At 53.9% G+C, this 23791-nt stretch carries 22 protein-coding genes; 15 read left to right on the top strand and 7 right to left on the bottom strand.

The genetic code is table 11. The annotated features are described in order from the left end of the window. Positions 1–2 precede the first annotated feature (2 nt). Both GEAM_RS16995 and GEAM_RS16990 read right to left on the bottom strand, forming a co-directional pair. Positions 3–1310 (bottom strand): 6-phospho-beta-glucosidase, encoded by a 1308-nt coding sequence (locus tag GEAM_RS16995; RefSeq protein WP_034793792.1) that lies wholly within the window; start codon positions 1308–1310, stop codon positions 3–5. Then, positions 1297–1620: a PTS sugar transporter subunit IIB gene (locus GEAM_RS16990; RefSeq protein WP_034793790.1), complete on the bottom strand. Its 324-nt coding sequence runs from the start codon at positions 1618–1620 to the stop codon at positions 1297–1299. Before GEAM_RS16990 ends, GEAM_RS16995 begins: the two co-directional genes overlap by 14 nt. Positions 1621–1953: 333 nt before the next feature. Here GEAM_RS16990 and ppiA point away from each other — a divergent pair, with 333 nt between their 5' ends. The 10 genes from ppiA (at position 1954) to argD (ending at position 12000) form a co-directional block, all read left to right on the top strand. After that, positions 1954–2523, top strand: coding sequence for a peptidylprolyl isomerase A (gene ppiA / locus GEAM_RS16985; RefSeq protein ID WP_034793783.1), 570 nt, complete (start codon positions 1954–1956; stop codon positions 2521–2523). 141 nt (positions 2524–2664) lie between these two features. Next, a complete protein-coding gene (locus tag GEAM_RS16980; protein ID WP_034793781.1) occupies positions 2665–4188 on the top strand; it encodes a helicase HerA-like domain-containing protein in 1524 nt (507 codons plus the stop codon). A 134-nt stretch (positions 4189–4322) separates the two neighbouring features. Continuing rightward, the gene (locus GEAM_RS22840) at positions 4323–4493 is read left to right on the top strand and encodes a YhfG family protein (RefSeq protein WP_072009918.1); all 171 of its coding nucleotides are present in this window, start codon (positions 4323–4325) and stop codon (positions 4491–4493) included. Next, the gene (locus tag GEAM_RS16975; protein WP_034793779.1) at positions 4483–5088 is read left to right on the top strand and encodes a putative adenosine monophosphate-protein transferase Fic; all 606 of its coding nucleotides are present in this window, start codon (positions 4483–4485) and stop codon (positions 5086–5088) included. The genes GEAM_RS22840 and GEAM_RS16975 overlap by 11 nt, the downstream gene beginning before the upstream one ends. Positions 5089–5421: 333 nt before the next feature. Continuing rightward, complete coding sequence (locus GEAM_RS23170; protein WP_128124388.1) at positions 5422–5655, top strand: hypothetical protein; 234 nt, start codon at positions 5422–5424, stop codon at positions 5653–5655. A gap of 402 nt (positions 5656–6057) precedes the next feature. Next, entirely contained in the window at positions 6058–6291 is a 234-nt protein-coding gene (locus tag GEAM_RS16970) for a hypothetical protein (RefSeq protein ID WP_034793778.1), read from the top strand. Positions 6292–6451: 160 nt separating this feature from the next. Then, positions 6452–7747 (top strand): HlyD family secretion protein, encoded by a 1296-nt coding sequence (locus GEAM_RS16965; protein WP_034793776.1) that lies wholly within the window; start codon positions 6452–6454, stop codon positions 7745–7747. Further along, positions 7737–9854: a peptidase domain-containing ABC transporter gene (locus tag GEAM_RS16960; RefSeq protein WP_034793774.1), complete on the top strand. Its 2118-nt coding sequence runs from the start codon at positions 7737–7739 to the stop codon at positions 9852–9854. The genes GEAM_RS16965 and GEAM_RS16960 overlap by 11 nt, the downstream gene beginning before the upstream one ends. Positions 9855–10029: 175 nt before the next feature. Continuing rightward, positions 10030–10605, top strand: a complete 576-nt coding sequence (locus GEAM_RS16955; protein WP_034793773.1) for an aminodeoxychorismate synthase component II — start codon at positions 10030–10032, stop codon at positions 10603–10605. A gap of 177 nt (positions 10606–10782) precedes the next feature. Beyond that, complete coding sequence (gene argD / locus GEAM_RS16950; protein WP_034793772.1) at positions 10783–12000, top strand: bifunctional acetylornithine/succinyldiaminopimelate transaminase; 1218 nt, start codon at positions 10783–10785, stop codon at positions 11998–12000. Positions 12001–12634: 634 nt separating this feature from the next. Here argD and GEAM_RS16945 read toward each other — a convergent pair. Both GEAM_RS16945 and crp read right to left on the bottom strand, forming a co-directional pair. Next, complete coding sequence (locus GEAM_RS16945) at positions 12635–14713, bottom strand: YccS/YhfK family putative transporter (protein ID WP_034794117.1); 2079 nt, start codon at positions 14711–14713, stop codon at positions 12635–12637. 97 nt (positions 14714–14810) lie between these two features. Continuing rightward, positions 14811–15443, bottom strand: coding sequence for a cAMP-activated global transcriptional regulator CRP (gene crp / locus GEAM_RS16940; protein ID WP_034793770.1), 633 nt, complete (start codon positions 15441–15443; stop codon positions 14811–14813). Between the two features lie 364 nt (positions 15444–15807). Between crp and GEAM_RS16935 the strand changes: the two genes are divergently transcribed. Further along, positions 15808–16215 carry an OsmC family protein gene (locus GEAM_RS16935; protein WP_034793766.1) on the top strand — a complete coding sequence of 136 codons (408 nt, stop codon included), beginning with the start codon at positions 15808–15810 and terminating at the stop codon, positions 16213–16215. Between the two features lie 3 nt (positions 16216–16218). Here GEAM_RS16935 and GEAM_RS16930 read toward each other — a convergent pair whose 3' ends face one another. Further along, complete coding sequence (locus GEAM_RS16930) at positions 16219–17124, bottom strand: LysR substrate-binding domain-containing protein (protein WP_034793763.1); 906 nt, start codon at positions 17122–17124, stop codon at positions 16219–16221. A 192-nt stretch (positions 17125–17316) separates the two neighbouring features. Here GEAM_RS16930 and GEAM_RS16925 point away from each other — a divergent pair, with 192 nt between their 5' ends. Further along, complete coding sequence (locus tag GEAM_RS16925) at positions 17317–18513, top strand: MFS transporter (protein WP_034793760.1); 1197 nt, start codon at positions 17317–17319, stop codon at positions 18511–18513. Between the two features lie 21 nt (positions 18514–18534). After that, complete coding sequence (locus tag GEAM_RS16920) at positions 18535–19722, top strand: amidohydrolase (RefSeq protein ID WP_324254572.1); 1188 nt, start codon at positions 18535–18537, stop codon at positions 19720–19722. A gap of 6 nt (positions 19723–19728) precedes the next feature. Here the strand turns inward: GEAM_RS16920 and GEAM_RS16915 are convergent, their stop codons facing one another. After that, on the bottom strand, positions 19729–20598 hold the full coding sequence (locus GEAM_RS16915; protein WP_034793756.1) for a phosphoribulokinase: 870 nt from the start codon (positions 20596–20598) through the stop codon (positions 19729–19731). A 292-nt stretch (positions 20599–20890) separates the two neighbouring features. On the opposite strand from GEAM_RS16915, the gene GEAM_RS16910 reads away from it, so the two are divergent. Further along, positions 20891–21709 carry a creatininase family protein gene (locus GEAM_RS16910; RefSeq protein ID WP_034793754.1) on the top strand — a complete coding sequence of 273 codons (819 nt, stop codon included), beginning with the start codon at positions 20891–20893 and terminating at the stop codon, positions 21707–21709. Positions 21710–21736: 27 nt separating this feature from the next. Here GEAM_RS16910 and GEAM_RS16905 read toward each other — a convergent pair whose 3' ends face one another. After that, positions 21737–22636 (bottom strand): LysR family transcriptional regulator, encoded by a 900-nt coding sequence (locus tag GEAM_RS16905; RefSeq protein WP_034793752.1) that lies wholly within the window; start codon positions 22634–22636, stop codon positions 21737–21739. A 120-nt stretch (positions 22637–22756) separates the two neighbouring features. Here GEAM_RS16905 and GEAM_RS16900 point away from each other — a divergent pair, with 120 nt between their 5' ends. Then, on the top strand, positions 22757–23779 hold the full coding sequence (locus GEAM_RS16900) for a BMP family protein (RefSeq protein ID WP_034793750.1): 1023 nt from the start codon (positions 22757–22759) through the stop codon (positions 23777–23779). The last annotated feature ends 12 nt before the right edge of the window (positions 23780–23791 follow it).

The raw sequence follows: 23791 nt of genomic DNA, 5'->3' as shown, positions 1-23791 counted from the left end.
AATTATCTAAATTGAGGTAAATACGGCGCGTTGAGCTGTAAAACCTCATCGAAGAGTTGTTGTGCCAGCACGGCGTCGCCGACCAATGGGTTGGTCATCAGCGCCAGCAGGCCGCTTTGTCTGTCGCCGTGCACCGCGCAGTCAATAGTCAGGCGCTCAAAGGTCTTCACCTGATCCGCCAGCGTATGCAGCACCGGCGCTAAGCGCCCGAACACCAGTGGCGTCGCGCCGTGGGCGTCGATAATACAGTTGGTTTCTACCACGGCGTCATCCGGTAAGCCATGAATAGCGCCGTGATTTGATGTATTTACCACCATTTGCGTGCCGAGATTATTATGGATTGAGCGAATCAGTTCCAGTGCCACTTCTGAATAGAAGGAGCCGCCGCGGAAACTCAGCTGCTCAGGCTTGGTATTCAGGTTCGGATCGGCATACAGCGCGAACAGCTCTTTCTCCACCTGCATCACTTTTTCGGCACGGGTTCCGCCGTCCGCGGCCTGTTTAATCTCATCTTCCAGCATGGCGCGAGGCAGATAGAAATAGCGGTGATACGGGCAAGGGATCACTCTCAGCGCGCGCAGCAGCTCGGGCTTCCACGGCTGATCCTTGATGTTGTTCATGGTCAGCGTCGCGCCGTCGCACAGCAAGTCCAGCGTCTTTTGCGTCACGTCTTTGCCCTTTTCCAGCACGCGATGCACCCACACCATGTGGTTCAGCCCGGCGAATTGCAGATGAATGTCTTCATCTTTCGCGCCAAGCATTTTAGAGATCATGTGATGCATGGTGATGGGCACGTTGCACAGGCCGATGATTTTGGCCTTGCTGTGGCGGGCCACGGCTTCGGTGACGATACCGGCCGGGTTGGTGAAGTTGATGATGAAGGCGTCCGGCGCTAATTCTTCAACTTTTCGAGCAATTTCCAGCAGCACCGGGATGGTACGCAGTGCTTTGGCAAAGCCGCCCACGCCGGTGGTTTCCTGCCCAATCAGGCCATACTTCAAGCCGAGGCGCTCGTCGGCGGCGCGGGCAGGGAGCTGGCCGACGCGCAGCTGGGTGAGAACGAATTTGGCGTCGCGAATGGCGTCATCTAGCGCGAAATGCACGCTGACTTTGACGTGCTCCAGCCCGGCTTTCGCCAGCATCCGGCGAGTCAGTTCAGAGATAATAGTGACTTTTTCGCGGCCCGCTTCAACATCCACTAAGGCCAGCTCGGTGACCGGCAGCTCGTTAAAGCGCAGGATCAAGCCTTCGACCAGCTCCGGCGTATAGCTGCTGCCACCGCCAACGATGGTGATTTTAAACTGACTCATGGGCACCTCCGATAAGCTCCAGCGCCGTAGTCAGCACTTTGTCGCCGCGCATGGTGCCGTAATCCATCATGTCTATCACGGCGACTTTCTTGCCGAGTGGGGCGGCAAGGTCAGTCAGGCGGGCTAATTCATAGCGCACTTGCGGGCCGAGCAGCACGACGTCGGCTTCGCCAATAATCTGTTCGAACTCGGCCACCGGCACGGCGCGTACGTCGACGTCCAACTCGCGGGTTTTCGCCTCACTCAGCATTCGCTGAACCAACATACTGGTCGACATTCCTGCGGCACAGCAAAGGACAATTTTTTTCATGTTCGACTCCTGCCTTTTTGAAAGTGTGATTCAGTGATATGTGATTTAAAATGAAGAATGAGAGCGCTCTCATTTTTTATATCTTAGCCGGATAGCGTTGTCAAAAAACCACCAATGTCACAAAGCGAGAGATAGCCGACAAAACTTTTTTTTACTTGGCAGGTCATAGCTATACGTAAATAAAAGTAAAGCTCTGGCACTGTAGGTATAGGCTCTTTAGAATCAATGGGTTTATCCCGTTAGATTTCGAGCTGAAGCCGCGCGGGCTGCCGCCTAGCTGCATCTTGAAATCTATCGGGTACAGTTGTTTGTATTTTGGATAAAGGAACCGTCATGTTTAAACGTACTTTAGTGACCGTCACTGCGCTGCTCTCTCTCACCGCGCTGTCACCTGCCGCACTCGCTGCCGCACAACAACACGTACTGCTGACGACCTCCGCAGGTAATATCGAAGTCGAACTCGACAGTGCTAAAGCACCGGTTTCTGTGAAGAATTTCGTCGATTACGCGCAAAGTGGTTATTACAACAACACCATTTTCCATCGCGTCATTCCGGGCTTCATGATTCAGGGTGGGGGTTTCACCACTGACATGCAGCAGAAGCAGACCAAAGCGCCAATCAAAAACGAAGCTGACAATGGCTTGCGTAACCTGCGCGGCACCATCGCCATGGCCCGTACTTCTGAGAAAGACAGCGCGACCAGCCAGTTCTTCTTCAACGTGGCCGACAACGCCTTCCTCGACCACGGCCAGCGTGACTTCGGTTATGCGGTATTTGGTAAAGTTATCAAAGGGATGGACGTCGTAGATAAAATCGCTCAGGTTAAAACCGATAACGTAGGTCCATACCAGAACGTGCCAACCACGCCAGTGGTTATCCTTTCTGCCAAAGTGCTGCCATAATTTACGCCAGCACCAAGCATGCGAAAGCCTCCCACGCGGAGGCTTTTTTTATGCCAAAAATTCAGATTCCTTGACGCTTATTCATCTGACTTATAGGTTTTAATCAGTGCCTGAATCCAACACTGTTCAAAGGATAATGAAATGAGTGAATCCCGCCTGATCGCGGTTGCCATGCAGGATGGCAAACCCGCGCAGAATTTGACGCTGCTGCCTGCGCTGGCTAACCGCCACGGTTTAATCACCGGCGCCACCGGCACGGGTAAAACCGTGACCCTTCAACGCATGGCCGAGCAATTTTCGCGTATCGGCGTGCCGGTATTTTTGGCCGATGTAAAAGGTGATTTGTCAGGGATTGGCGCACCGGGCGTGGTATCCGACAAACTGAACGCAAGGCTTCAGGGCATTGGGATCACCGACTGGCAGCCGCAGGCTTGCACCATTATTCCATGGGATATTTTTGCCGAGAAAGGCCATCCAATTCGCGCCACGGTGTCAGATCTCGGCCCGCTGCTGCTGGCTCGCCTGCTGGATCTGAACGAAGTACAAACCGGCGTGCTGAATCTGGTGTTTAAGATTGCCGACGACAGCGGCATGCTGCTGCTCGACATGAAAGACCTGCGCGCGATGGTGCAAGTGGTCGGCGACAACGCCAAGCAGTTCCAGACCCAGTACGGCAATATTTCGTCGGCCTCCATTGGCGCAATTCAGCGCGGGCTGCTGACGCTGGAAGGACAGGGCGCCAACCAGTTCTTCGGCGAACCTATGTTAGATATCAAGGATTTGATGAAAACTGACGCCAACGGGCAGGGCATCATTAACCTGCTGGCGGCGGATAAACTAATCAACCAGCCGAAACTGTACGCCGTGTTTTTACTGTGGCTGTTGGCGGAGCTGTTCGAGCATCTGCCAGAAGTGGGCGACCCCGAGCAGCCAAAACTGGTGTTCTTCTTCGACGAAGCGCACCTGCTGTTCACCGATGCTCCCGCCGCGCTGCTGACCAAGATTGAGCAAGTGGTTCGCCTGATTCGCTCGAAGGGCGTGGGTATCTACTTCGTCACCCAGAACCCGCTGGATATTCCCGACAGCGTGCTTGGCCAGCTGGGTAATCGCGTACAGCATGCTCTGCGCGCCTTCACGCCGCGAGACCAAAAAGCGGTGAAAGCGGCGGCGCAGACTTTGCGTGCTAACCCGAAATTTGATGCCGAAACGGCGATTTCCGAGCTGGGCGTAGGCGAAGCGCTGGTCTCTTTCCTCGATGAGAAGGGACGCCCGAACGTGGTCGAGCGGGCAATGGTTATCGCGCCAGAATCCAAAATGGGCATGCTCGGCGATGAAGGGATGAACAGCGCGCTGAACAAATCGCCGCTTTATGGCCGTTATGAAGATGCCATTGACCGCGAGTCGGCGTATGAAAAAATTCAGGCGCAGGGCTTTGGTACCGTGGCGCAGCCTGACAACACGGCGGCGCAAAAGCCCGCTGCAACACAGGCTGACGGAGGCGGCTTAATGGGCAGCTTGAATGAGATCCTCTTCGGCTCGACCGGCCCACGCGGTGGCAAAAGAGACGGCGTGGTGCAGGTGGCGGCGAAAAGCATGGCCCGAGACTTAGGCCGACAGATTCTGCGCGGCGTGCTCGGCTCGATTATGGGCGGGCGCAAGAAGTAGCGCAAAGTAAGCCATATCCCACCGTTTTCTAAGAATGCCCTGCAAATGCCGGGCATTTTTTTGGCCCTCACTTTCCCTGACTATACTTACCTCAGAAATACGCTAGCGAGCGTACCCACGCTAAGGAGTCTGAGATGAGTACCAAGCTGACCGCGAAACAGAAAGAGAAGTTGTTCAAAGAGCGCCAAAATCGCAATTTCCAAGCCAGTTCACTGCTGGATGGCTTGCACATCGAGCTTGTGACCCTGAGTCCGGAGCAGGTAACCCAGCGACTGGCTGACCTAAGGGGGCACTATGAACGATAAGCTGAGCACGGGCGTCGATCCCTATCTCTACCCCGGCATCAATGTGCTGGAAAACAAACTGGGTATTCACGAGGCAAATCGATTAGCACAGGCTGAAATGGCCTTTACCGCGTTGCGAGCCGCCACTATCTCCCTTGGGCAACCCGAGATGGGCCTGCCACACCTTTGCGCTATTCACCAGACGCTGTTTCAGGATATCTATCCGTGGGCTGGGAAATTCCGCGAAATGGATATCTATAAAGAAGACACGCCATTCTGCCACTTCCCCTATATCGAGAAAGAGGGCAATAACCTGATGCAGGAGCTGGAAGATGATGGCTATTTGGTTGATCTTCCCCACGATCAGTTCTGCAAGAAATTGGCCCATTACTACACGGGGATCAATTTGCTGCATCCGTTCCGCGACGGCAATGGCCGGGCGCAGCGCATCTTCTTCGAGCAACTGATTATTCACGCTGGCTATGACGTTGAGTGGAAGGGTATCGAGCGTGACAATTGGTTGGATGCCAATAAAAAAGCCGTATTTGGTGATGAAAAGCCATTAACAGCAATATTCAAACACGCTGTGCATGAAATAGAGAACAATAAGCCGTAATTGCTGTAATTCAACCCGGCCTCCGTTTCAGGGCCGGGAAGAGACTTAATCGTAAGGCAACAAATTGTTAATATAATTATTAAATCTAATGGGTTTCTTAGGTAATTATAAGATGAGATGAGCTTTTCTTTAAATCAGTTTACTCATGAAAAGCTGTTCTGCTAGTCTCTTTCCGGTGGGAAATGTTCCACTATTATTACTACTTTGTGCAGAGTATGTGTATGGCTGGTAAATAAAGAATACAGTCAGGGATAATCACTATTATGCACTCAGGATGGCAATTTATATAAAAAATCGATTAATGTTTTTTTCGATAAATAATATGGATATTAAATGAAAGAATTATCAGTTGTAGAAATGAATGCAGTTTCAGGTGCTGGCTGGGGACCTTGGGCTGGAGCCGGAGTAGGTTTCGTCTCAGGGATTTTGACTTTGTCTTTAATCGCTAAAGTAACCAACCAGATGCCTGAGAACAGAACACATTCACAGTACCAAAATGATTTAGGCACTCTTGCTGCTTCTACAGTTTTAGGTGCAATTTCTGGCGCCATTGCTGAAGCACGTTAATAGTGTAGAAAGCATAAACGTTTATTACTCATGGCGATTGCTCTTAGTTAATAGCGATTTTTAATGAGGTTAAACGAACCAATGCCGTGGGAAACTTACCCACGGTATTATTAGAGAGGATTAACAAGGCAAGCATTTTCAGAGTTTCTTTGTTTTTTTCTACTGAAGTATTTATCTACATTATCAGTGGCGTGCGGAGTCAATTATAAATATAAAAACTCTCTTGCCCATATTATTGAAAGCGAGATGCATAACTACAACAGGCCATTAAGATTCTAGAAAATAATCATTTTGGAATTGCTAATTTACACTAAACGGGAGGTGTCTATTATAGCCCTCGCTGTTAAGTATGGAGACCAAGGCTTTTGGTCTGTTTAAATTAAAATTTAATAAGGAAGTTATATGAAAGAGCTATCTGTTGTAGAAATGAATGCAGTGTCTGGTGCTGGTTGGGGTCCATTTGCTGGCCTTGGAATTGGTGCTGTGGCGGGTTTCTTGTCTGTGCTCCTCACTAACAAACTAACAAACGAAACGCATGCAAATAGAACTCAAGAGCAGGGAAAAACTAATGCAGGGATTATTGCTACCTCTGCTCTGTTAGGCGCGCTTTCAGGTGCTGTTGCAGAAGCACGTTAATAGTAGTGAGTAAAGTCGATTATCTTTGTGGTTCATATTAAAACAATGGTTATCAACCGCAAGGATAGTCGAATTAACACCGTGGTGGTATCACCACGGTGTTATGTTTTATTGCGGGATTATACATGGAAGTATTTTATCGTTAACATTAAGGGACACAATGAACAGGAAAGGGATTTTCCGTAAAGAGGCCTTGGAAAATAAGAAGCAGCAATGGGAGGGTAAAGCCTTGTTACTTGCTGGAGTTTCCCCTTGGTTAATTAGCCTGATCTCATTGGCATTTATTATTTTCATTTGCGGCTTTCTCTACTTTTGTGATTATTCGCGACGCATTGATGTCAGTGGTGAAGTGATCACACTACCCCATTCAGTCAATATTTATGCGCCACAACAGGGTTATATCACCAAGACCTATGTCAAGGTGGGAGATGAAATCAAAAAGGGCGAGCCAATCTATGCCATTGATCTCTCACACACTACCTCATCAGGCAATGTTAGCGCCGAGACGAAAATTGCGCTCGAAAAGCAAGTTATCAATCTTGAAGCCATTACCCAACATTTAAAACAGAATAGACATGTGACGGCTAAAAATTTAAGGAGTCAGTTGAGGAAATATACTGAGTCAAACAAAGAAACCCGAAAATTAGTAGAAAGCTCACGTCAGGGCGTTGAGAGCATGCGTAAGGGGTTGAAAAACTATGAAGAATATTTGACTCGGGGATTAATTAATAAAGATCAACTGACTAACCAACGTAGCCTTTTCTATCAGCAACAAAGTAGCTACCAAAATCTAAACAGTCAGGCCATTCAAGAAGAGCTGCAAGTCGCCAAAATAGAAAGCGATCTGCTAACGCAAATTGCGGAAATTGATAATCAGATTTCTCAGAACGAATATCAATTAAACGATCTGCGCAGAAGGATGATTGAATCCGATGCCGGAGAAACTGTCATTGTCAGTGCTAAATCGGACGGCGTGGTCGAGTCACTCAGCGTCACCAGCGGCCAGATGGTTAGCTCCGGGCATAGTCTGGCGCAAATCTTGCCGGTCAAAGATATTAAATATTATCTGCTGCTTTGGCTGCCGAGCAGCAGCCTGCCTTATATCAAAACGGGCGATGCCATTAATATTCGCTATGACGCATTTCCGTCGGAAAAATTCGGCCAATTCCCCGGCACCATTGATCTTATCTCTAAATTGCCTGCCTCTAAACAAGAGCTGGGGCAATACAGCATGGCGTTGACCGACCCGCGCGGCGAGCTGACGGATAATTATTATAAAGTTTTGGTTTCTATTAACCGAACGGACTTTAGCGATAAAGGCAAGATGATGTATTTATCCCACGGTTTAAAAGCCAGAGCCATAGTTTTCCTTGAAAAACGGCCTTTATATCAATGGATGTTTACTCCTTTCTATAATATTAAAGACAGCGTAACTGGCCCAGTCGATGAAAAATAACGCATTTGATTACATTGTCCAAAAAATGAATTTTGGATTTAAAAGAAAAGTTCCGCATATTCTGCAAACTGAAATGTCGGAATGCGGACTGGCCTGTCTGGCGATGGTTTGTGGCTATTATGGCCTGAATATCGACATGTTTAATTTCCGCCAGAAATTTTCAGTCTCCAGCCACGGCGCAACATTAAATGCCATTGTCCAGTCGGCCACGGCGGTGAATTTAAAAAGCCGTTCTCTGGCGCTCGACATGGATGAAATTAAGCAGCTGAAGCTGCCCTGCATATTGCACTGGGATATGAACCACTTTGTGGTGCTAGTGAAAGTAAAACGCTCCGGCTATGTGATTCACGACCCAGCATTCGGTAAGCGAATTATTTCTCATCAGGACATGTCCAAGCACTTTACCGGCGTGGCCTTGGAGCTGTGGCCGGACAGCAAGTTTCAGAAAGAGACGCTGAAGACGCGCGTCAAGCTGATGGGCTTAGCCAAAAGCGTGGTGGGCTTAAAGGGCGCGCTGACCAAAATATTCTTCCTCTCGATTGTGATTGAAGCCATCAACCTGCTGACGCCGGTGGGTACCCAGCTGGTAACCGACCACGTGATTCAGGCCAAAGATCTCAGCCTGCTTTCTGTTATCTGTATCGGCCTGTTGACGGCGATAATTTTTAGCGCCTTTGTCAGCATGCTGCGTGGCTGGGTATCACTGGTGATCGACTCACTGATTGATATCCAATGGAAAAACTCCTTTTTTGACCACCTGATCCGCCTGCCTCTCTCCTTCTTTGAGAAGCGCCATCTTGGCGATATTCAGTCGCGTTTTAGCTCGCTGGACACCATCCGCAGCACCTTTACCAATAGCGTTATTGGTGGGGTGATCGACGGCATCATGACCCTCGGCCTGATTGGCATGATGGTGGCTTACGGCGGCTGGCTGTGCTGGGTGGTGGTCGGCTTTACTGCGCTATATGCCATTATGCGTCTGGCGACTTACGATTTTTACCGCCGCCTGTCGGAGGAGAAGATTGTCAAAGACGCCAAGGCGGGCTCGCACTTTATGGAAACCTTGTACGGGGTCGCCACCATCAAGGCCTTGGGTCTGAACCACAAACGCTCGCGCTTTTGGCTGAATTTGAATATTGATGCCACCAATACCGGCATCCGCCTCAACCGTTTTACTATGCTGTTTAGCGGCGTTAACACCTTTATTACCGCCATTGATCAGGTGGCCATTCTCTGGCTCGGCGCGGTTATGGTGGTCGATAACGCTATGACGCTGGGGATGTTTATGGCGTTCAATGCCTATCGCGGGCAGTTTTCCGGGCGCGCTTCCAACCTGATCGACCTGTTCCTGCAACTGCGCATGCTGTCGCTGCACAATGATAGGATCTCGGACATTGTATTTACCGAAGCTGAACCCGAAGCTCCGGCGCGTCAGGTTTTCCCGCCAAACAAGCCTATCTCTTTTGAAATTAAAGGGTTAAGTTTTCAATATGACCCGTTGTCGCGGCCAATCTTCAGCGATTTGAGTTTTAACATCACGCCGGGAGACAGCGTTGCCATTGTCGGCCCGTCCGGGGTGGGGAAAACCACGCTGCTGAAGGTGATGACCGGGCTGCTGGCGCCGACTCAGGGGACGGTGCTGGCGGATGGGCTGGATATTAATAAGATTGGGGTGAACAACTACCGCGAAAGCATCTCCTGCGTGTTACAGGAAGATAAGCTGTTTTCCGGTTCCATTGCCGACAATATCGTCAGTTTTGATGTGGAACCGGATCGCGAACTGATGCTGGCCTGCGCCGTTTACTGCAATATTCATAATGAAATTATGCAGATGTCCATGGGCTATGAGACGTTGATTGGCGAGCTAGGCAGCGGGCTGTCCGGCGGGCAGAAGCAGAGGCTATTGATTGCCCGCGCCTTGTATCGCAAGCCGAATATCATTTTTATGGATGAAGCCACCAGCCATCTGGATTTGGATAATGAAGAGGTGATCAACAAGTCGATTTCCCAGTTGCAGATCACCCGCATCATCGTGGCGCACCGGCCTTCGACCATTGCTTCCGCCAATCGGGTTATCACCTTGGGAGAGGCAGTCGCCGCGCCTTAATCGAATAAACTGACGCGAAGCGGCCTGGCTGGTTTCACAATACCTTCTGCTTGTGCAAGAATGCCCGCACTTGTTTAGGTGAGAGCCAGGTCGAAAATGAATTGCGTTAATTGTTGTGGATATCCGAAGGCGGCTAAAGCTGATTCTTTTTGCCAATCAGTAGGATACCTGTGACATGCTGCTGCTTATCGACAACTACGACTCCTTTACCTACAACCTGTATCAATATTTTTGCGAGCTGGGTGCCGACGTTTTAGTGAAACGTAACGATCAACTCAGCCTTGCCGACATTGAGCAGCTGGCTCCTTCCCATCTGGTTATCTCGCCCGGCCCTTGCACGCCGGACGACGCGGGTATCTCGCTCGCCGCCATCACTCATTTTGCCGATAAGCTGCCGATCCTTGGCGTCTGCCTTGGGCATCAGGCCATGGCGCAGGCTTTTGGCGGGCAGGTGGTGCGCGCGCGGCAGGCGGTGCATGGCAAAACCTCGCCGATTCGCCATAACGGCGAAAGCGTTTTCCGTGGTTTGAACAACCCACTCACCGTCACCCGCTATCACTCGCTGATTGTTACTCGTGAAAGCCTGCCGGACTGTTTTACTCTGACGGCGTGGACCGAGCGCGACGGCCAGCCCGATGAGATCATGGGCATCGCCCATAAGCAGCTCCCGCTGCACGGGGTACAGTTCCACCCGGAGAGTATCCTCAGCGAGCAGGGCCACCAGCTGTTGGATAATTTTCTTAAGATTTAATAGCTTAACTTCCCCCAGATAATTTCTTATCCGCCAGAGCAGATTTCCGTTTGCTTGTGGGTGATTTATTATGCATATTTTATGACTATATTTTCACATCCCGCGCGGCTGTGAATCTCTTTGCATCATGCTGATACGCAACAAGTGATATCGGGCAACGTCTTGAAGGGGATGTAAATAATGGCGGAAAAATCAGCGGTAACGCGTCAAGATCACGATCGGACTATTTTGCCGGTTTATGCACCAGCGCAGTTCATCCCGGTGAAGGGGAAAGGCAGCCGCGTTTGGGATCAGCAGGGTAACGAGTATGTTGATTTTGCGGCGGGTATTGCAGTCACCGCGCTGGGGCACTGTCACCCGGCGTTAGTGAAAGCGTTGCACGAGCAGGGCGAAACCCTGTGGCATCTGAGTAACGTTTTCACCAATGAACCCGCATTGCGACTGGCGCAGAAGCTGATCGACGCGACTTTTGCCGATCGCGTATTTTTCGCCAACTCCGGTGCCGAAGCTAACGAAGCCGCCTTTAAGTTGGCTCGCTATTACGCCGCCCATCGCCACAGCCCTTATAAAAGCAAGATCATTGCCTTCCACAACGCTTTCCACGGCCGCACCTTCTTCACCGTGACGGTCGGCGGTCAGCCGAAATACTCCGACGGTTTCGGCCCAAAACCTGCCGACATCGTCCACGTGCCGTTTAACGATCTCGACGCTGTGAAAGCCGTGATTGACGACCACACCTGCGCCATCGTGGTCGAGCCGGTGCAGGGCGAGGGCGGCGTTACCCCTGCCACACAAGAGTTTATGCAAGGTTTGCGCGAGCTGTGCGATAAGCATCAGGCCCTGTTGGTGCTCGATGAAGTTCAAAGCGGCATGGGGCGTTCCGGCAAACTCTTCAGCTATATGCATTACGGCGTGAAGCCGGACATTATCACCACCGCAAAAGCGCTGGGCGGCGGTTTCCCGGTGAGCGCGATGCTGGCAACTGAAGAAGTGGCGTCAGTCATGGAGCCGGGAAAACACGGTTCCACCTACGGCGGCAACCCACTGGCCTGCGCCGTGGCCGGTGCTGCGCTGGATATCATCAACACCCCCGAAGTGCTGTCCGGCGTGACCGAGCGCCGTGAGAAATTCATTCAGGCGCTGGAAGCGATTAATGAAGAGTTCGGCCTGTTCAAAGCAGTGCGCGGGCAAGGCCTGTTGATTGGTGCCGAGCTTGCCGACACCTATAAAAACCGCGCCGGTGATTTCCTCAAAGCCGCCGCCGAATCTGGTTTAATGATACTGGTCGCCGGCCCGAACGTGATCCGTTTCGCGCCATCGCTGGTAATTGAGTTTGCTGATATCAGCGAAGGGATGGAGCGCTTTAAGCAGGCCATTAGGAAGGTGGTGGCGTAAGCGAGCCGGACGCTTTTAAGGTCAAGACCGTGGGCTCGCCGCCCACACTGGCCCAAAGGGTTTTAAACGAAACCCTTTGGAATCCTGCGTTTTCGCTGCTGTAAGACCGAGGCTGCGCAGGGTTGGAATGGACCTGTTTCAGGCACCTTTGTGACAGCCGCGAAGAGCCGCCGCTTAGGCGGTTCCCTCGCTGCGGGATTACAACCCGCGTAAAAAGCCACGCGGTTTTCCACCTCTTGCTCGGCGTCACTCCTGAACGCGGCCTACTGGTTTCTCAACCGTGCCGTTTCAGTGGAGTGCTATTCTGCTCCCCTAAATAGGGGATGGAGCAAGTTCAAACGGACCAAAAACTATATGAAACGGCACGGTGTAAATGCCAGTAAGTCGCGTTCAGAAGTGACGCCGAGGGAGTGGTTCGAGACCTATGGCTCGAAACCCGAACTGAGGGAGCCGCCTAAGCGGCGGCACTTCGCGACGATCACTGCGGCTGCTGAAACACGTCCATTCCAACCCTGCGCAGCCTCGATCACACAACGATAAAAAGCGCGGGAGTCCAGAGGGCGCGCGCTTACGCGCCTTCTGGGCCAGTTTGCGTGGCAACGCAAGGTTTTGGCGGCAACGCAATGTTTCGACTTTAAAGGCGTGCTTTGACGCGCCTCGTCAACCAAACCCCATGATGAGGCCGCTGTTTCCACGCCAGTGACGAAATCGTGTGCATCACGCTGAGGTGGGACAGCACGCGGCGCAGGTGGCGTTCCATCTCGGTGATTGGCATGTCGGGGTGCAATTCTGGCGTGGCGAACAGGCTGTTTTCGCTGCTGGGGCCGTCGTAGGTCAGGCGCTGCTGGCAGCTTTGCAGGGCGATTTCACAACGCTGGACATAATCCATCGCCAGCTGTGGAGTCAGCATATAGTGCTCGCGGGCCAGAATGGTCATGGCGTTGATGTGTTCCACCACAAACTGGCTGTGAGTCACCCACAGGCGCATATCGGCCAGATAGCGCGAGTTAAAGCCCGGTTCCTGCATGGCCTGATTCAATGAGGTAAACAGCGCGTTGTGCGCCTGATTGACCTTCATGCGTGCATAAGCCAGTTTCTCTGGATCAGGGTCTTCCTCGAGCAGCAGGCGGATGGCGGTTTGGTCGCTCTCCAACGCCTGATAGGCATTTTGCCGCAACAGTCCGCTCTGCCACTGCGGCCACAGCCACAGGGTGCCGCCGAAGGCCAGCGCGCAGCCAATCAGGGTGTCGATAAGCCTTGGGACGAGGAAGTGCGCGCCGTTCATCGCCAGCAGTTGCAGGGTATACACCGCCGTCACCGTGATACCAATGGTCGCCAGCCCGTAGTTTTTACGCAGCACGGTGTATGACACCACGGTGATCACCAGCATGCTCAGCAGGGTGACGCTTTCGGGAAGTTGCAACTGCAACAGCCCTGAAGCAACTAACAAGCCCACCAAGGTGCCAAGCGCACGGTGCTGGATCCGCACCCGCGTGGCGTTGTAGCCGTTTTGGCTGACTAGCATCACCGTCATCAATATCCAATAGGGCTTCGGCAAATTGAAAAACAGCCCGAGGCTACTGCCGATAGCCAACATCACGCCGAGGCGGGCGGCATTGCGCAGCGCGGCGGATTTAAAAGAGAGATAACTTTTCAGTGCAGGCCAGAACGGCAGGCGGTTTTGTGTCTGCATTAAGTCACGGCGGTAGAGCGGGCGCTGGTTGCGCAGCAGGCGAGCAATGCGGCTGAAGTGGTAATAGCAGAACTGGCCGACCGGGTTATCGCGGTAGCGCGAGGCAATTTTCTCCAGCGCCGCGAGTTCATTGGTCATGCTGAAACGGTCTGAGCGGCGGTGATAGAGAATGTCATCGGCGATCACACGCAGGCGGGCGGCGATCACCTGCGCATTGCGGCGAATAACTGCCTCGGCATGGCTCTCTTCCACCAGCTTCTGCACTTCTTCCGGTAGATGCAGGCTGACGGCGATGTGCTCCTGTAAATCTAACGCCACCTGAAAACGCTGGAACAGCCGCTTGTGCTGATGATGCCCCTGCTGCGGCAGCATGTGCAATTGCTGGTAGAGCAGGGCTATCAGGTCGATCACCTGCTGCTGGCGTTTCAGCAGCGGCGGCAGCGCGCTTTCCGGATCGGTGTGTTGCGTGAGCAGGCTGTATTTGGCTTCGAAATAGTCGGCCAACTGCATATAAAGCTGGCTGAGGGTTTCGCGCATCGGCTGCTCTTCCGACAACCTAAACCACACCCAGTTAAACAGGCCGTACCACGCGGTACCGACGATATACAGCAGCGGCGCGTGCCAGATGGGCACCAGCCCGGCCATGCTCAGGGTGAAAATGGTGGCAACCAGTGCACCCGGCAGCAAACGCGCGTGCAGTGGGCCAATCTCGCCGGTCACGCCAATAATCAGCGCCAGCGATAACATGATAAGGGGCAGGGGAATGTGCCAGTCGACCAGCATCAGTTGCAGCATCACGCTGCCGAATGCAAACAGGGAGCCGCCGACAATCAGGCGTTTGAAAAAGCGTTTGTGCGGAGTATCAAGGCCGGAGATGTTGCAGCAGGCGGGCACCAGCGAGAACAGCAGGCCCATTTGCAACTGGCCGAACATCCAGCCGATAGCGACCGGGATCGCCAGCACCAGCGTTTGGCGTAGCGCGTAATTGACCTCGGGATGATAGAAAAACCGACGCCACAATCTCATGCGTTGCTGTTTAACACGCGCTATCAATCAGTGTCCCCATGCTCCAATAAAAACGGCGCGACAGTTGCCTGCCGCGCCGTTTCTCAGGGAATTAACGTGTGCCGTAAACGACAATCGTTTTACCGTGAGCGGAGATCAGGCTCTGATCTTCCAGCATTTTTAGAATTCGACCAACGGTTTCGCGGGAGCAACCCACGATCTGGCCAATTTCCTGACGAGTGATTTTGATCTGCATCCCGTCTGGGTGAGTCATCGCGTCCGGTTGTTTTGCCAGGTTCAGCAAGGTCTGCGCGATACGGCCGGTAACGTCGAGGAAGGCCAGGTTACCGACTTTCTCAGAGGTTACTTGCAGGCGTGTCGCCATCTGAGCGGATAAGCGCATCAGAATGTCCGGATTAACCTGAATCAACTGGCGGAATTTTTTATAGGAAATTTCAGCCACTTCGCAGGCAGTTTTTGCACGAACCCAAGCACTACGTTCCTGACCTTCTTCGAAGAGTCCCAACTCGCCGATGAAGTCACCTTGGTTAAGGTAGGAAAGTATCATCTCTTTGCCTTCTTCATCTTTAATCAGGACGGCAACCGACCCTTTCACGATGTAGTAAAGCGTTTCGGCTTTTTCACCTTGGTGAATCAGCGTACTTTTAGAAGGATACTTATGTATATGACAGTGAGACAGGAACCATTCGAGAGTAGGGTCTGTTTGTGGCTTGCCGAGAACCATTTGCTATTATCCTCTGTTGTTATCGCTGCCCAAAATCACAGGGCTCAGAGTTCCCTGTACGGCGTCTTTAAATACGCGCCCTTTTAGCATATGAACTGTCCAGCAATGCTGCAAGCGGGAGTCGGAGTGAAACAAGAATCTGAATATTTCTGTTAACACCGTGGCTTCAGAGTGAAAACCACAAACCCATCACCGCAATTTACTGAAACAGTGTGTAACGGCTTTGTTTGTAGCACAGGTTTGCGCGGGTGTCTTCTGTTGTCTCGCTTCAGCATGATGGCGATCGGGTTACGTTGCCGGTTTTTTTCTAAAAGAGTAGTCTGAGGGAAAATTCTGCTTCATAAACGCATCAGGAGTAAGGCACATGCAGGCACGGGTAAAATGGGTTGAAGGGCTGACATTTTTGGGTGAATCCGCCTCTGGACATCAGGTTCTGATGGACGGCAATGCGGGCGACAAGGCCCCAAGCCCGATGGAAATGTTGCTGATGTCTGCGGGAGGTTGCAGCGCCATCGACGTGGTGTCGATTCTGCAAAAAGGTCGCAATGACGTGCACAATTGCGAAGTGAAACTGACCTCAGAACGCCGCGAAGAAGCACCGCGCCTGTTCACGCGCATCAACCTGCATTTCATTGTCAGCGGCAAAGATTTGACCGACAAAGTGGTCGAGCGCGCCGTGGCGCTGTCCGCTGAAAAATACTGTTCTGTTTCATTGATGCTGGGCAAAGCCGCCACCATCACCCACAGCTTTGAAATCGTCGAAGCAGAGTAACCTCTACCAAGGGTACTGCTGACACTTCAGCCGCAATAACTCTAAGAATCGCCGCGCCGCAAAGGTTAGCGGCGATTTTTGCGAGTAGAACACGCAGAACTCCGCCTCCGGCAGGCTATCAATGTCGAGCAAACAGAGTTTGTCTTCCAAGTGGAAAGGGGCGTACATCGCGCGCGCCACAATGGTCAGATAATCCGACTGCAACACCATATTTAGCCCGCAAACCACCGAATCCGTGCGCAATGGCGGCGGACCGGCCTGATAAAACGCCGCCATGGTCAGCTGTAGCTGGCGGTAATAACCCATATCCGTTTCCGGCAGGACCCAGCGCGCCTCTTGCAGCTCCTCCAAAGTTTTTGCCTGTGCCAGCGGATGCCCACGCCGCGCCAGCACCCCAAAGGGCGCGCGGAACAGCGGCTCGCGAATCAAATCCTCCAGCGGCAATCCCGGCCCGGCGCTGCCCACGGCAAAGTCCAGACGCCCCTCGCGCAGGGCGGGAAGCAGCATGGAAAGCTGCCCCTCTTTCACCATCAGCTTGGTCTGCGGGAACTGCTCGGTAAAGGCGTCGGCCAGAGGAGGGAAGACGGTCAGGGCCAGCAGCGACGAGCAGCCCATCGACACCGAGCCTTGCGAAAAGTGATTCATCTGCTGAATCTCGGCCGCGGCTCGCTCCAGCTCCTCAAGAATAAACTGCATGCGCTGGGCAAAGGCGCGGCCCGTTTCGGTCAGCGCCATCCCCTGATGGCCGCGCACGATAAGCTGGGTGTCCAGCACTTGCTCCAGCTCGCGCAAAGCGCGGCTTACCGCAGGCTGGGATTGATTCATCGCCCGCGCCGCGCCGCGAATACTGCCGCTGCGGATCACCTGCTGGAAGGTTCTCAACTGCTGTAATTTTGGTAGATATTTCATCCCCACGCCCCTATGCCGAAAAAGCATCATGCTGCTGAAAATTGCATCTTATGGCACAAGAATAAAGCTGATAGGTTCTGGAAGAAGCGTCTAACACACTGTTATTTATTCAAAAAGTGACGCGCGTCGCATTTCTGAGCCTCCCCCTCTCGTGATAAGTGCTTCATGGGTATAACAAAAAGGATATCAGCTGTGAAAAATCGTTCTTTAATGATTTTCTTGCTGTTTATAGGTTACGTGTTGGTTTATATCGACAAAACCGTCATTGGCTTTGCGTTGCTGCCAATTGAAAAGGAATTCAATCTCAAGCCGGAACAACTGGGCTACATCACCGGCATTTTCTTTCTGGCTTACTCACTGTTTCAAATCCCCGCTGGCTGGCTCAATGACCGTATCGGCTTTAAAAAAGTGCTGATCCTGTCCCTGTTTATGCTCGGAGGCTTCGCGCTGTGCTTCGGCCTGCTTGGGTTTGGCCTTGGCCTGCTGATTTGCTTCCGCTTTCTGGCGGGCGTTGGTCATTCGGGTTACCCAACTTCATGCGCCAAAGCCGTGGTGGCGAATTTCCCACTGGAGCAGCGCACCTTTGCGCAGTCCATCCTGCTCTCTTCTGCCGGACTGGCGATGACCGCCGGGCCGCTGGTTGCAGTCTACAGTCTCGACTCACTGGGCTGGCGCGGCTCGTTTTCCGTGTTAGGTCTGCTGGCCTTCGCAATTGCTATCTGTATCGTGATTTTCGTGCCGAAGGCAGATCAGGCGGCCACTCCGCTACGAAATAAGACGCAGGGCGGTTACCGCGCTTTGCTCAAAAATCCCATCGTGGTGCTGCTGTTCATCTCCATCTTCTGCATCAACATTCCCTCTTATGGCCTGATGGCGTGGCTGCCGAAATATCTGGTGCAGCATCGCGGCATGTCGCTGGAAACCTCAAGTCTGGTGGTCGCCACCGGCGGGCTGGGCATCTGGATCTCCTCGCTGGCCACCGGCTGGCTGGTGGGGCGCTACATGCAGGGCAAGGAGCCAAAAGTGGTTTTTTGTAGCTCGATGCTCAGCGCGCTGTGCATCTGGCTGGTGTACACCACCTCGTCGGCGATGACCGCCGGGCTGTTTTTATTCCTCGGCTACATCTTCCTGATGGCGTCGTTTGTCACCGTGTTTACGCTGCCGATGAAGCGCCTGCCGACGGACATCATGGGCGCCGCCATGGGCATCATCAACACCGGCGGCACCTTGGGCGGCTTCGTCGCCCCGATAGTCATGGGTTACCTGATAACTGTCACCCAAAGCTACCTTGCTCCCTTTATTTTTCTCTCCGTGGCGATGGTCGTCGCGGGCGTGGCGATCCTACCGCTCGCCAAGGCTGCACGGCCTTTGGTGGGCGATGTGGTTTAACGATAATGATTAAGGAAAGAGATGATGACGCTCTGTTTTGAAAGCTTGCTGCAAGACGTAAAACCTAAAGTTATCGCCTGGCGCAGGCATATCCATGCCCATCCTGAGCTGTCGTTTCAGGAGCAGGCCACGGCGGATTACATCGCCAATGAGCTGGCGACCTTCGAGCATCTTGAGCTGAGAAGGCTGACGCCAAACAGCGTGGTGGCGGAGCTGCGTGGGGCGCATCCCGGCCCGACCTATGCCCTGCGTGCCGACATCGACGCCTTGCCGATTCAAGAGGAAACCGACGAGCCGTTCTGCTCCACCGTGCCGGGCGTGATGCACGCCTGCGGCCACGACGCCCACTCGGCGATGCTGCTGGGCGCGGCGTGGGTGCTGAGCCAGTGCCAGTCCGAGCTGCACGGCTCGGTGCGATTCATCTTCCAGCATGCCGAAGAGTTACCGCCGGGCGGCGCGCAGGAGCTGGTAAATTTGGGCGTGTTGGACGGCGTGAGTCAGATTTTCGGCCTGCACGTCATGCCCAACTACCCGACGGGGGAGGTCGGCCTGAAAGAGGGCGTGTTCTGCGCCTCCAGCGACAACTTCGACATTGTTATCCACGGCAAGGGCGGCCACGGCTCGATGCCGCAGCTGTGCATTGATCCGGTAGTGATTGGCGCGGAAATGGTGATGGCGCTGCAAACGCTGGTGTCGCGCAGGCTGGATCCGCTGCGCGTGCCGGTGCTGACGGTGGCGACTTTTCAAGGTGGCGAAAGCTACAACGTGATCCCCGAGCGGGCGCGGCTAGCCGGAACATTGCGCACCCACGACAGCGGCGTGCGCCAGCAAGTCCCGGCTTTGATGGAGCAGACCATAGCAGGCATCGCCTCGTCCTATGGCGCGAAGCACGAAATTCGCTGGACGCCGGGCTATGTCAACGGCGATAACCACCCGGACGCCTGCGCGGTGGCGCGGCAGGTGATTGCCAACACGCTGGGCCAAGAGGCACTAAGAGAGATTGAGCATCCGCTGTTTGGTGGTGAAGATTTCTCTTCTTATCAGCAGGTTGTGCCGGGCTGCTTCCTGTTTATCGGCAGTGGCAATGAGGCAATCGGGGCGACGTACAATGTACATCACCCGCGATTTAAGCTGGATGAAGAGGTGCTACAGATTGGCGTCAAACTGCACGTGGGCTTTATCCGCCATCTGCTGATCAATCAGGACTAAGCCCGGCTACTCGATTTTCTTACCTTCCATCAGGCGCTGCACCAGCGGCGCCATGATTAACTCCATCGCCAGCCCCATCTTGCCGCCCGGCACCACCAACGTATTAATGTGCGAAATGAATGAGCCTTGCAGCATCGCCAGCAGGTAAGGGAAATCAATGTCGTCCAGCCCGCGGAAGTGGATCACCACGAAGCTCTCATCCAGCGACGGAATGGCCTTCGCCGCGAATGGGTTGGAGGTGTCCACCGTCGGCACGCGCTGGAAGTTAATGTGGGTGCGGGAGAACTGCGGCGTGATGTAGTTAATGTAGTCATCCATCGAGCGCACCACCGAGTCCATGACTGCTTCGCGCGAATGACCGCGTTCGCCGGTGTCGCGCACCAGTTTCTGTATCCACTCGAGGTTAACAATCGGCACTACGCCAACCAGCAAATCAACCTGCGCCGCCACGTCGATTTTGTCGGCGACGACGCCACCGTGCAGCCCTTCGTAGAACAGCACGTCGGTCGGTTCGGCCAGCGCCTGCCACGGCGTGAAGGTGCCCGGCACCTGATTGTAAGGAACGGCTTCGTCATAAGTATGCAAATACTTGCGCGAGCGCCCGCTGCCTGAGCGGCCATATTCAATAAAGCTCTGCTCGAGCAGGGCGAAGTCATTGGCCTCTGGTCCGAAGTAGCTGATGTGGCGGCCCTGATCGCGCGCCTTACGAATGGCGGCGTCCATCTCTGGGCGGGTGAAACGGTGAAAACTGTCGCCTTCCAGCTCGGCAGAACGCAGGCCAAGCTGTTGGAAAATCTTGCGAAACGCCAAACTGGTGGTGGTGGTTCCTGCACCGCTGGAGCCGGTCACGGCAATAACTGGGTGTTTAGCTGACATGTGCGCTTTTCTCCGTAAAGGTGATGCTGGCAGACGTGCGTCGGTCTATTCTCAGATGCAAACCTTGCGTCAACGCTGCGCATAATTAATCCCATTGTTACCATGTTTATGCGTTTAGCGACAAGTTTCACGCAGACAATCTTTGATCAAACGGCGGCTGCCCAAAAGGTGGCGCTTTCTCGCCCAGTGATGCCCTAAACGCAACGCAATGGCACTTTTTTGATGCTTTAATCTCAACTGCTTTGCTCTAGACTGAACTGATAATTTGCCGCTTTTTCGGAGTGCATTCCCTATGAACATGCCGTCATCCCGCTGGTGGTGGGACCTGTCCACGCTGGAGTTCAGCCAGCTTGATATGCAAAATCTGGTGGCTATCCTGCCGATTGGCGCGGTCGAGCAGCACGGGCCGCATCTGCCGGTACGGGTCGATGCCGCGATCAATGCCGGAATTGTCTCTCGCGCGGTTGAGCTGCTGCCCGCCGACCTGCCGGTGCTGGTGCTGCCCGCGCTGCCAATTGGCAAATCCGACGAGCATCTTGAATACCCCGGCACCTTAAGCCTGCCTTACGAGGTTCTGGGTAAAGTATGGTTTGAAGTGGCAAAAAGCGCATGGCGCGCCGGGGTGCGAAAGCTGATTTTTTGGAATTCCCACGGCGGCCAGCCCCAACTGATGGAGATTGTCTGCCGCCAACTGCGCATTGAGCTAGGGATGTTCGCGGTCGGCGCCAGCTGGTTCGCCACCATCGACAGTTCTGACTTATACAGCCCCGGCGAGCGCGCCTTCGGCATTCACGGCGGCGAGTCAGAAACCAGCGTCATGCTGCACCTGCACCCCGACTTAGTGGCAATGGACAAAGCCGAAAACTTTACCTCGGCGGCCGAAGCGCTGGCGGCGCAGGGCGGTATTCTGACCCCTGAAGGCGGTGTCAGCTTTGGCTGGCAGGCGCAGGATTTACACCCGGCAGGGGTCACCGGCAATGCCGCAGCCGCCGACGCCCAACGCGGCGAAGTTGAAGTAGAACGCGCCGCGCAGGCCTTGGTGCGACTGGCGCAAGAGGTGTATGACTATCCACTCAGCGCCATGACGCAGGCGACGCGCTTCAAGCCATAACCCTTCTCTTTTTGATGACGCAGCCCGTCAGGCGGTTTGCGTCATCATGCCTTTCACCGTTTCCGCCAGCACGCTGCCAATGGCGCTGGTGCCGCGATCGTGACCTATCAGCATCAACTTCTGCGTCTGCTGGCCTAGCTCACGCACCGGAATATACATCAGCCGCCCGGCGCGCAGGTCAAACTCAATATCAAAAGGCGTGAGGAAGGTCAGCCCTTGGTCTTCCATGGCGGCGTGTCGCATCACTTCTATCGAATTGGTTTCAATCACCGGGTGCGCCGTCACCAGCGCCTTGGCGAACACGTCATTCAGGTAAGGGCGGATCACGGTAGTTTTGTCTGCAATAACAATAGGATAGGCAATGCAGTCGCTGATACGCAAACTGGTTTTATCCGCCAGCGGATGGCCCGGCGCGACCACTGCGCCCAGTCTGCCGACGGCGCTGGAGAGCACTCGCAGCGTCGGCGGCAGCACGAAATCAAAGCCTAAGCCGAGATCGGCCTCGCCCGATTCCACCGCTGACATAATGTCATCGCCGCTGGTCAGTTGGCGCAGGGTAAGCTTCACCCGTGGGTTGGCGCGGCGAAACTCGCTGGCCATGCGCGGGATAAGGTTGGCCGCCAGCCCGCTCATCATCGCCACCGTCACCTCGCCACGGCGTAACCCCTTCAGCTCCTCGATTTTCACCTGCGCCCACTCCAGCTCTTTAAAGGTCTGGCGAACGTGATGGATCAGCACCTCTCCGGCGGCGGTCAACACCATTTTGCGCGGCAGGCGCTGGAACAGCGGGGTGCCCAGCTCATCTTCCAACGCCAGTATCTGGCGGTTAATTGCCGACGCCGAAATATGCAAACGGGCCGCCGCTTTGCGAATAGAACCGGCGCGCGCCACCTGATCGAGATACATCAACAGCCGGTGCTGCAACATAAGAACTTCTCCGTCGAAGAGCGTTGCTTTAAAGGCATCGCAGAGTGCGAAAAACTGTGCTTTTAAGGTAACGAATTAAGCGGCATAAATGAAGGACTGTTATCGGGGGGAGTAAAGGCTATGTCTGGTTTATCGCGCCGTAATTTTGCCAAAGCGCTGGCAAGCATGATGTTGATTCCGTTGGCTGCACCACTGATGTCCCGCAAGGCGTTTGCTGCGGGTGAAACCATAAAAGTTGCTCTGTTATTACCAGGTTCCGTGGCCGACGGCGGCTGGAGTCAGCTGGCTTATCAGGGGTTGCAGAACCTGAAAGCGCAGGGATTCAACGTCGCCAGCAGCGAAAGCGTGCCGCAGGCGCAGATGGAGCAAGTGATCCGAGGTTATGCCGATGACGGCTACAACCTGATCATCGGCCACAGCTTCGAATATGGCTCGGCGTTCAATGAAATTGCGCCGGAATACCCGGACACCTACTTCTTCGCCACCACCTTTAAGCCGTCAGAAAAAGCGCCGAACAACGTCGAATTCGTTGATCTGGCCTACTTCAACGCGGCTTATGGTGCCGGGGCGCTGGCGGCGCTGATTTCCGAAAAAGGCAAAGCCGTGGGCTATGTCGGTGGTGGGGATAACCCAACCCAGCAGGGCATGATGCGCGCCTTTATTGCCGGAGCAGAGAAAACCCGTCCGGGGATCAAAGGCTTGGGCATCGTTACCGGCGATTACGACAACGCCGCCAAGGGCCGCGAAGCTGCCAGCACCATGATTGGCAACGGCGCAGACGTCATTTGGCACAGCGCGGATGTCACCGGCTTAGGTGCGATTCAGGGCGCGGCGGCGGCCAAGGTGAAAGCCATCGGCTGCTATTCGGACCAGAAAAGCATCGCGCCCGATTTCGTCGCCACCAGCTTTGAAACCAACCTGCCGTGGGTGGTTGAACAAGTGGCACACAGCGTGCGTGACAAGAAATTTCTTGGCGGGCAGGAGTGGAAACCAAAAGTCTCTGACGCCTGGCTGCCGCTGTACGGCAGTGACAAGTACAACAGCAAGTTAATTAGCGCGGCGGCCTGGGCGAAGTTTCAGGACATCTGGGCACAGCTCGCCAGCGGCAGTATTGATGTTGCCAGTTTGATTAAAGCGAAATAAAAGCCTGAGGAA

It is taken from the genome of Ewingella americana ATCC 33852 (assembly GCF_000735345.1).
Taxonomy (GTDB): domain Bacteria; phylum Pseudomonadota; class Gammaproteobacteria; order Enterobacterales; family Enterobacteriaceae; genus Ewingella; species Ewingella americana.
The sequence above is the reverse complement of the archived record's forward strand: the minus strand, read 5'-3'. Positions and strand labels throughout refer to the sequence as shown.

Bases quoted from the DNA above. Each gene is read 5' to 3' on its own strand.
- GEAM_RS16995 (WP_034793792.1), bottom strand. From the start codon at position 1,310: ATGAGTCAGTTTAAAATCACCATCGTTGGCGGTGGCAGCAGCTATACG.
- GEAM_RS16990 (WP_034793790.1), bottom strand. From the start codon at position 1,620: ATGAAAAAAATTGTCCTTTGCTGTGCCGCAGGAATGTCGACCAGTATG.
- ppiA (WP_034793783.1), top strand. From the start codon at position 1,954: ATGTTTAAACGTACTTTAGTGACCGTCACTGCGCTGCTCTCTCTCACC.
- GEAM_RS16980 (WP_034793781.1), top strand. From the start codon at position 2,665: ATGAGTGAATCCCGCCTGATCGCGGTTGCCATGCAGGATGGCAAACCC.
- GEAM_RS22840 (WP_072009918.1), top strand. From the start codon at position 4,323: ATGAGTACCAAGCTGACCGCGAAACAGAAAGAGAAGTTGTTCAAAGAG.
- GEAM_RS16975 (WP_034793779.1), top strand. From the start codon at position 4,483: ATGAACGATAAGCTGAGCACGGGCGTCGATCCCTATCTCTACCCCGGC.
- GEAM_RS23170 (WP_128124388.1), top strand. From the start codon at position 5,422: ATGAAAGAATTATCAGTTGTAGAAATGAATGCAGTTTCAGGTGCTGGC.
- GEAM_RS16970 (WP_034793778.1), top strand. From the start codon at position 6,058: ATGAAAGAGCTATCTGTTGTAGAAATGAATGCAGTGTCTGGTGCTGGT.
- GEAM_RS16965 (WP_034793776.1), top strand. From the start codon at position 6,452: ATGAACAGGAAAGGGATTTTCCGTAAAGAGGCCTTGGAAAATAAGAAG.
- GEAM_RS16960 (WP_034793774.1), top strand. From the start codon at position 7,737: ATGAAAAATAACGCATTTGATTACATTGTCCAAAAAATGAATTTTGGA.
- GEAM_RS16955 (WP_034793773.1), top strand. From the start codon at position 10,030: ATGCTGCTGCTTATCGACAACTACGACTCCTTTACCTACAACCTGTAT.
- crp (WP_034793770.1), bottom strand. From the start codon at position 15,443: ATGGTTCTCGGCAAGCCACAAACAGACCCTACTCTCGAATGGTTCCTG.
- GEAM_RS16935 (WP_034793766.1), top strand. From the start codon at position 15,808: ATGCAGGCACGGGTAAAATGGGTTGAAGGGCTGACATTTTTGGGTGAA.
- GEAM_RS16930 (WP_034793763.1), bottom strand. From the start codon at position 17,124: ATGAAATATCTACCAAAATTACAGCAGTTGAGAACCTTCCAGCAGGTG.
- GEAM_RS16920 (WP_324254572.1), top strand. From the start codon at position 18,535: ATGATGACGCTCTGTTTTGAAAGCTTGCTGCAAGACGTAAAACCTAAA.
- GEAM_RS16915 (WP_034793756.1), bottom strand. From the start codon at position 20,598: ATGTCAGCTAAACACCCAGTTATTGCCGTGACCGGCTCCAGCGGTGCA.
- GEAM_RS16910 (WP_034793754.1), top strand. From the start codon at position 20,891: ATGAACATGCCGTCATCCCGCTGGTGGTGGGACCTGTCCACGCTGGAG.
- GEAM_RS16905 (WP_034793752.1), bottom strand. From the start codon at position 22,636: ATGTTGCAGCACCGGCTGTTGATGTATCTCGATCAGGTGGCGCGCGCC.
- GEAM_RS16900 (WP_034793750.1), top strand. From the start codon at position 22,757: ATGTCTGGTTTATCGCGCCGTAATTTTGCCAAAGCGCTGGCAAGCATG.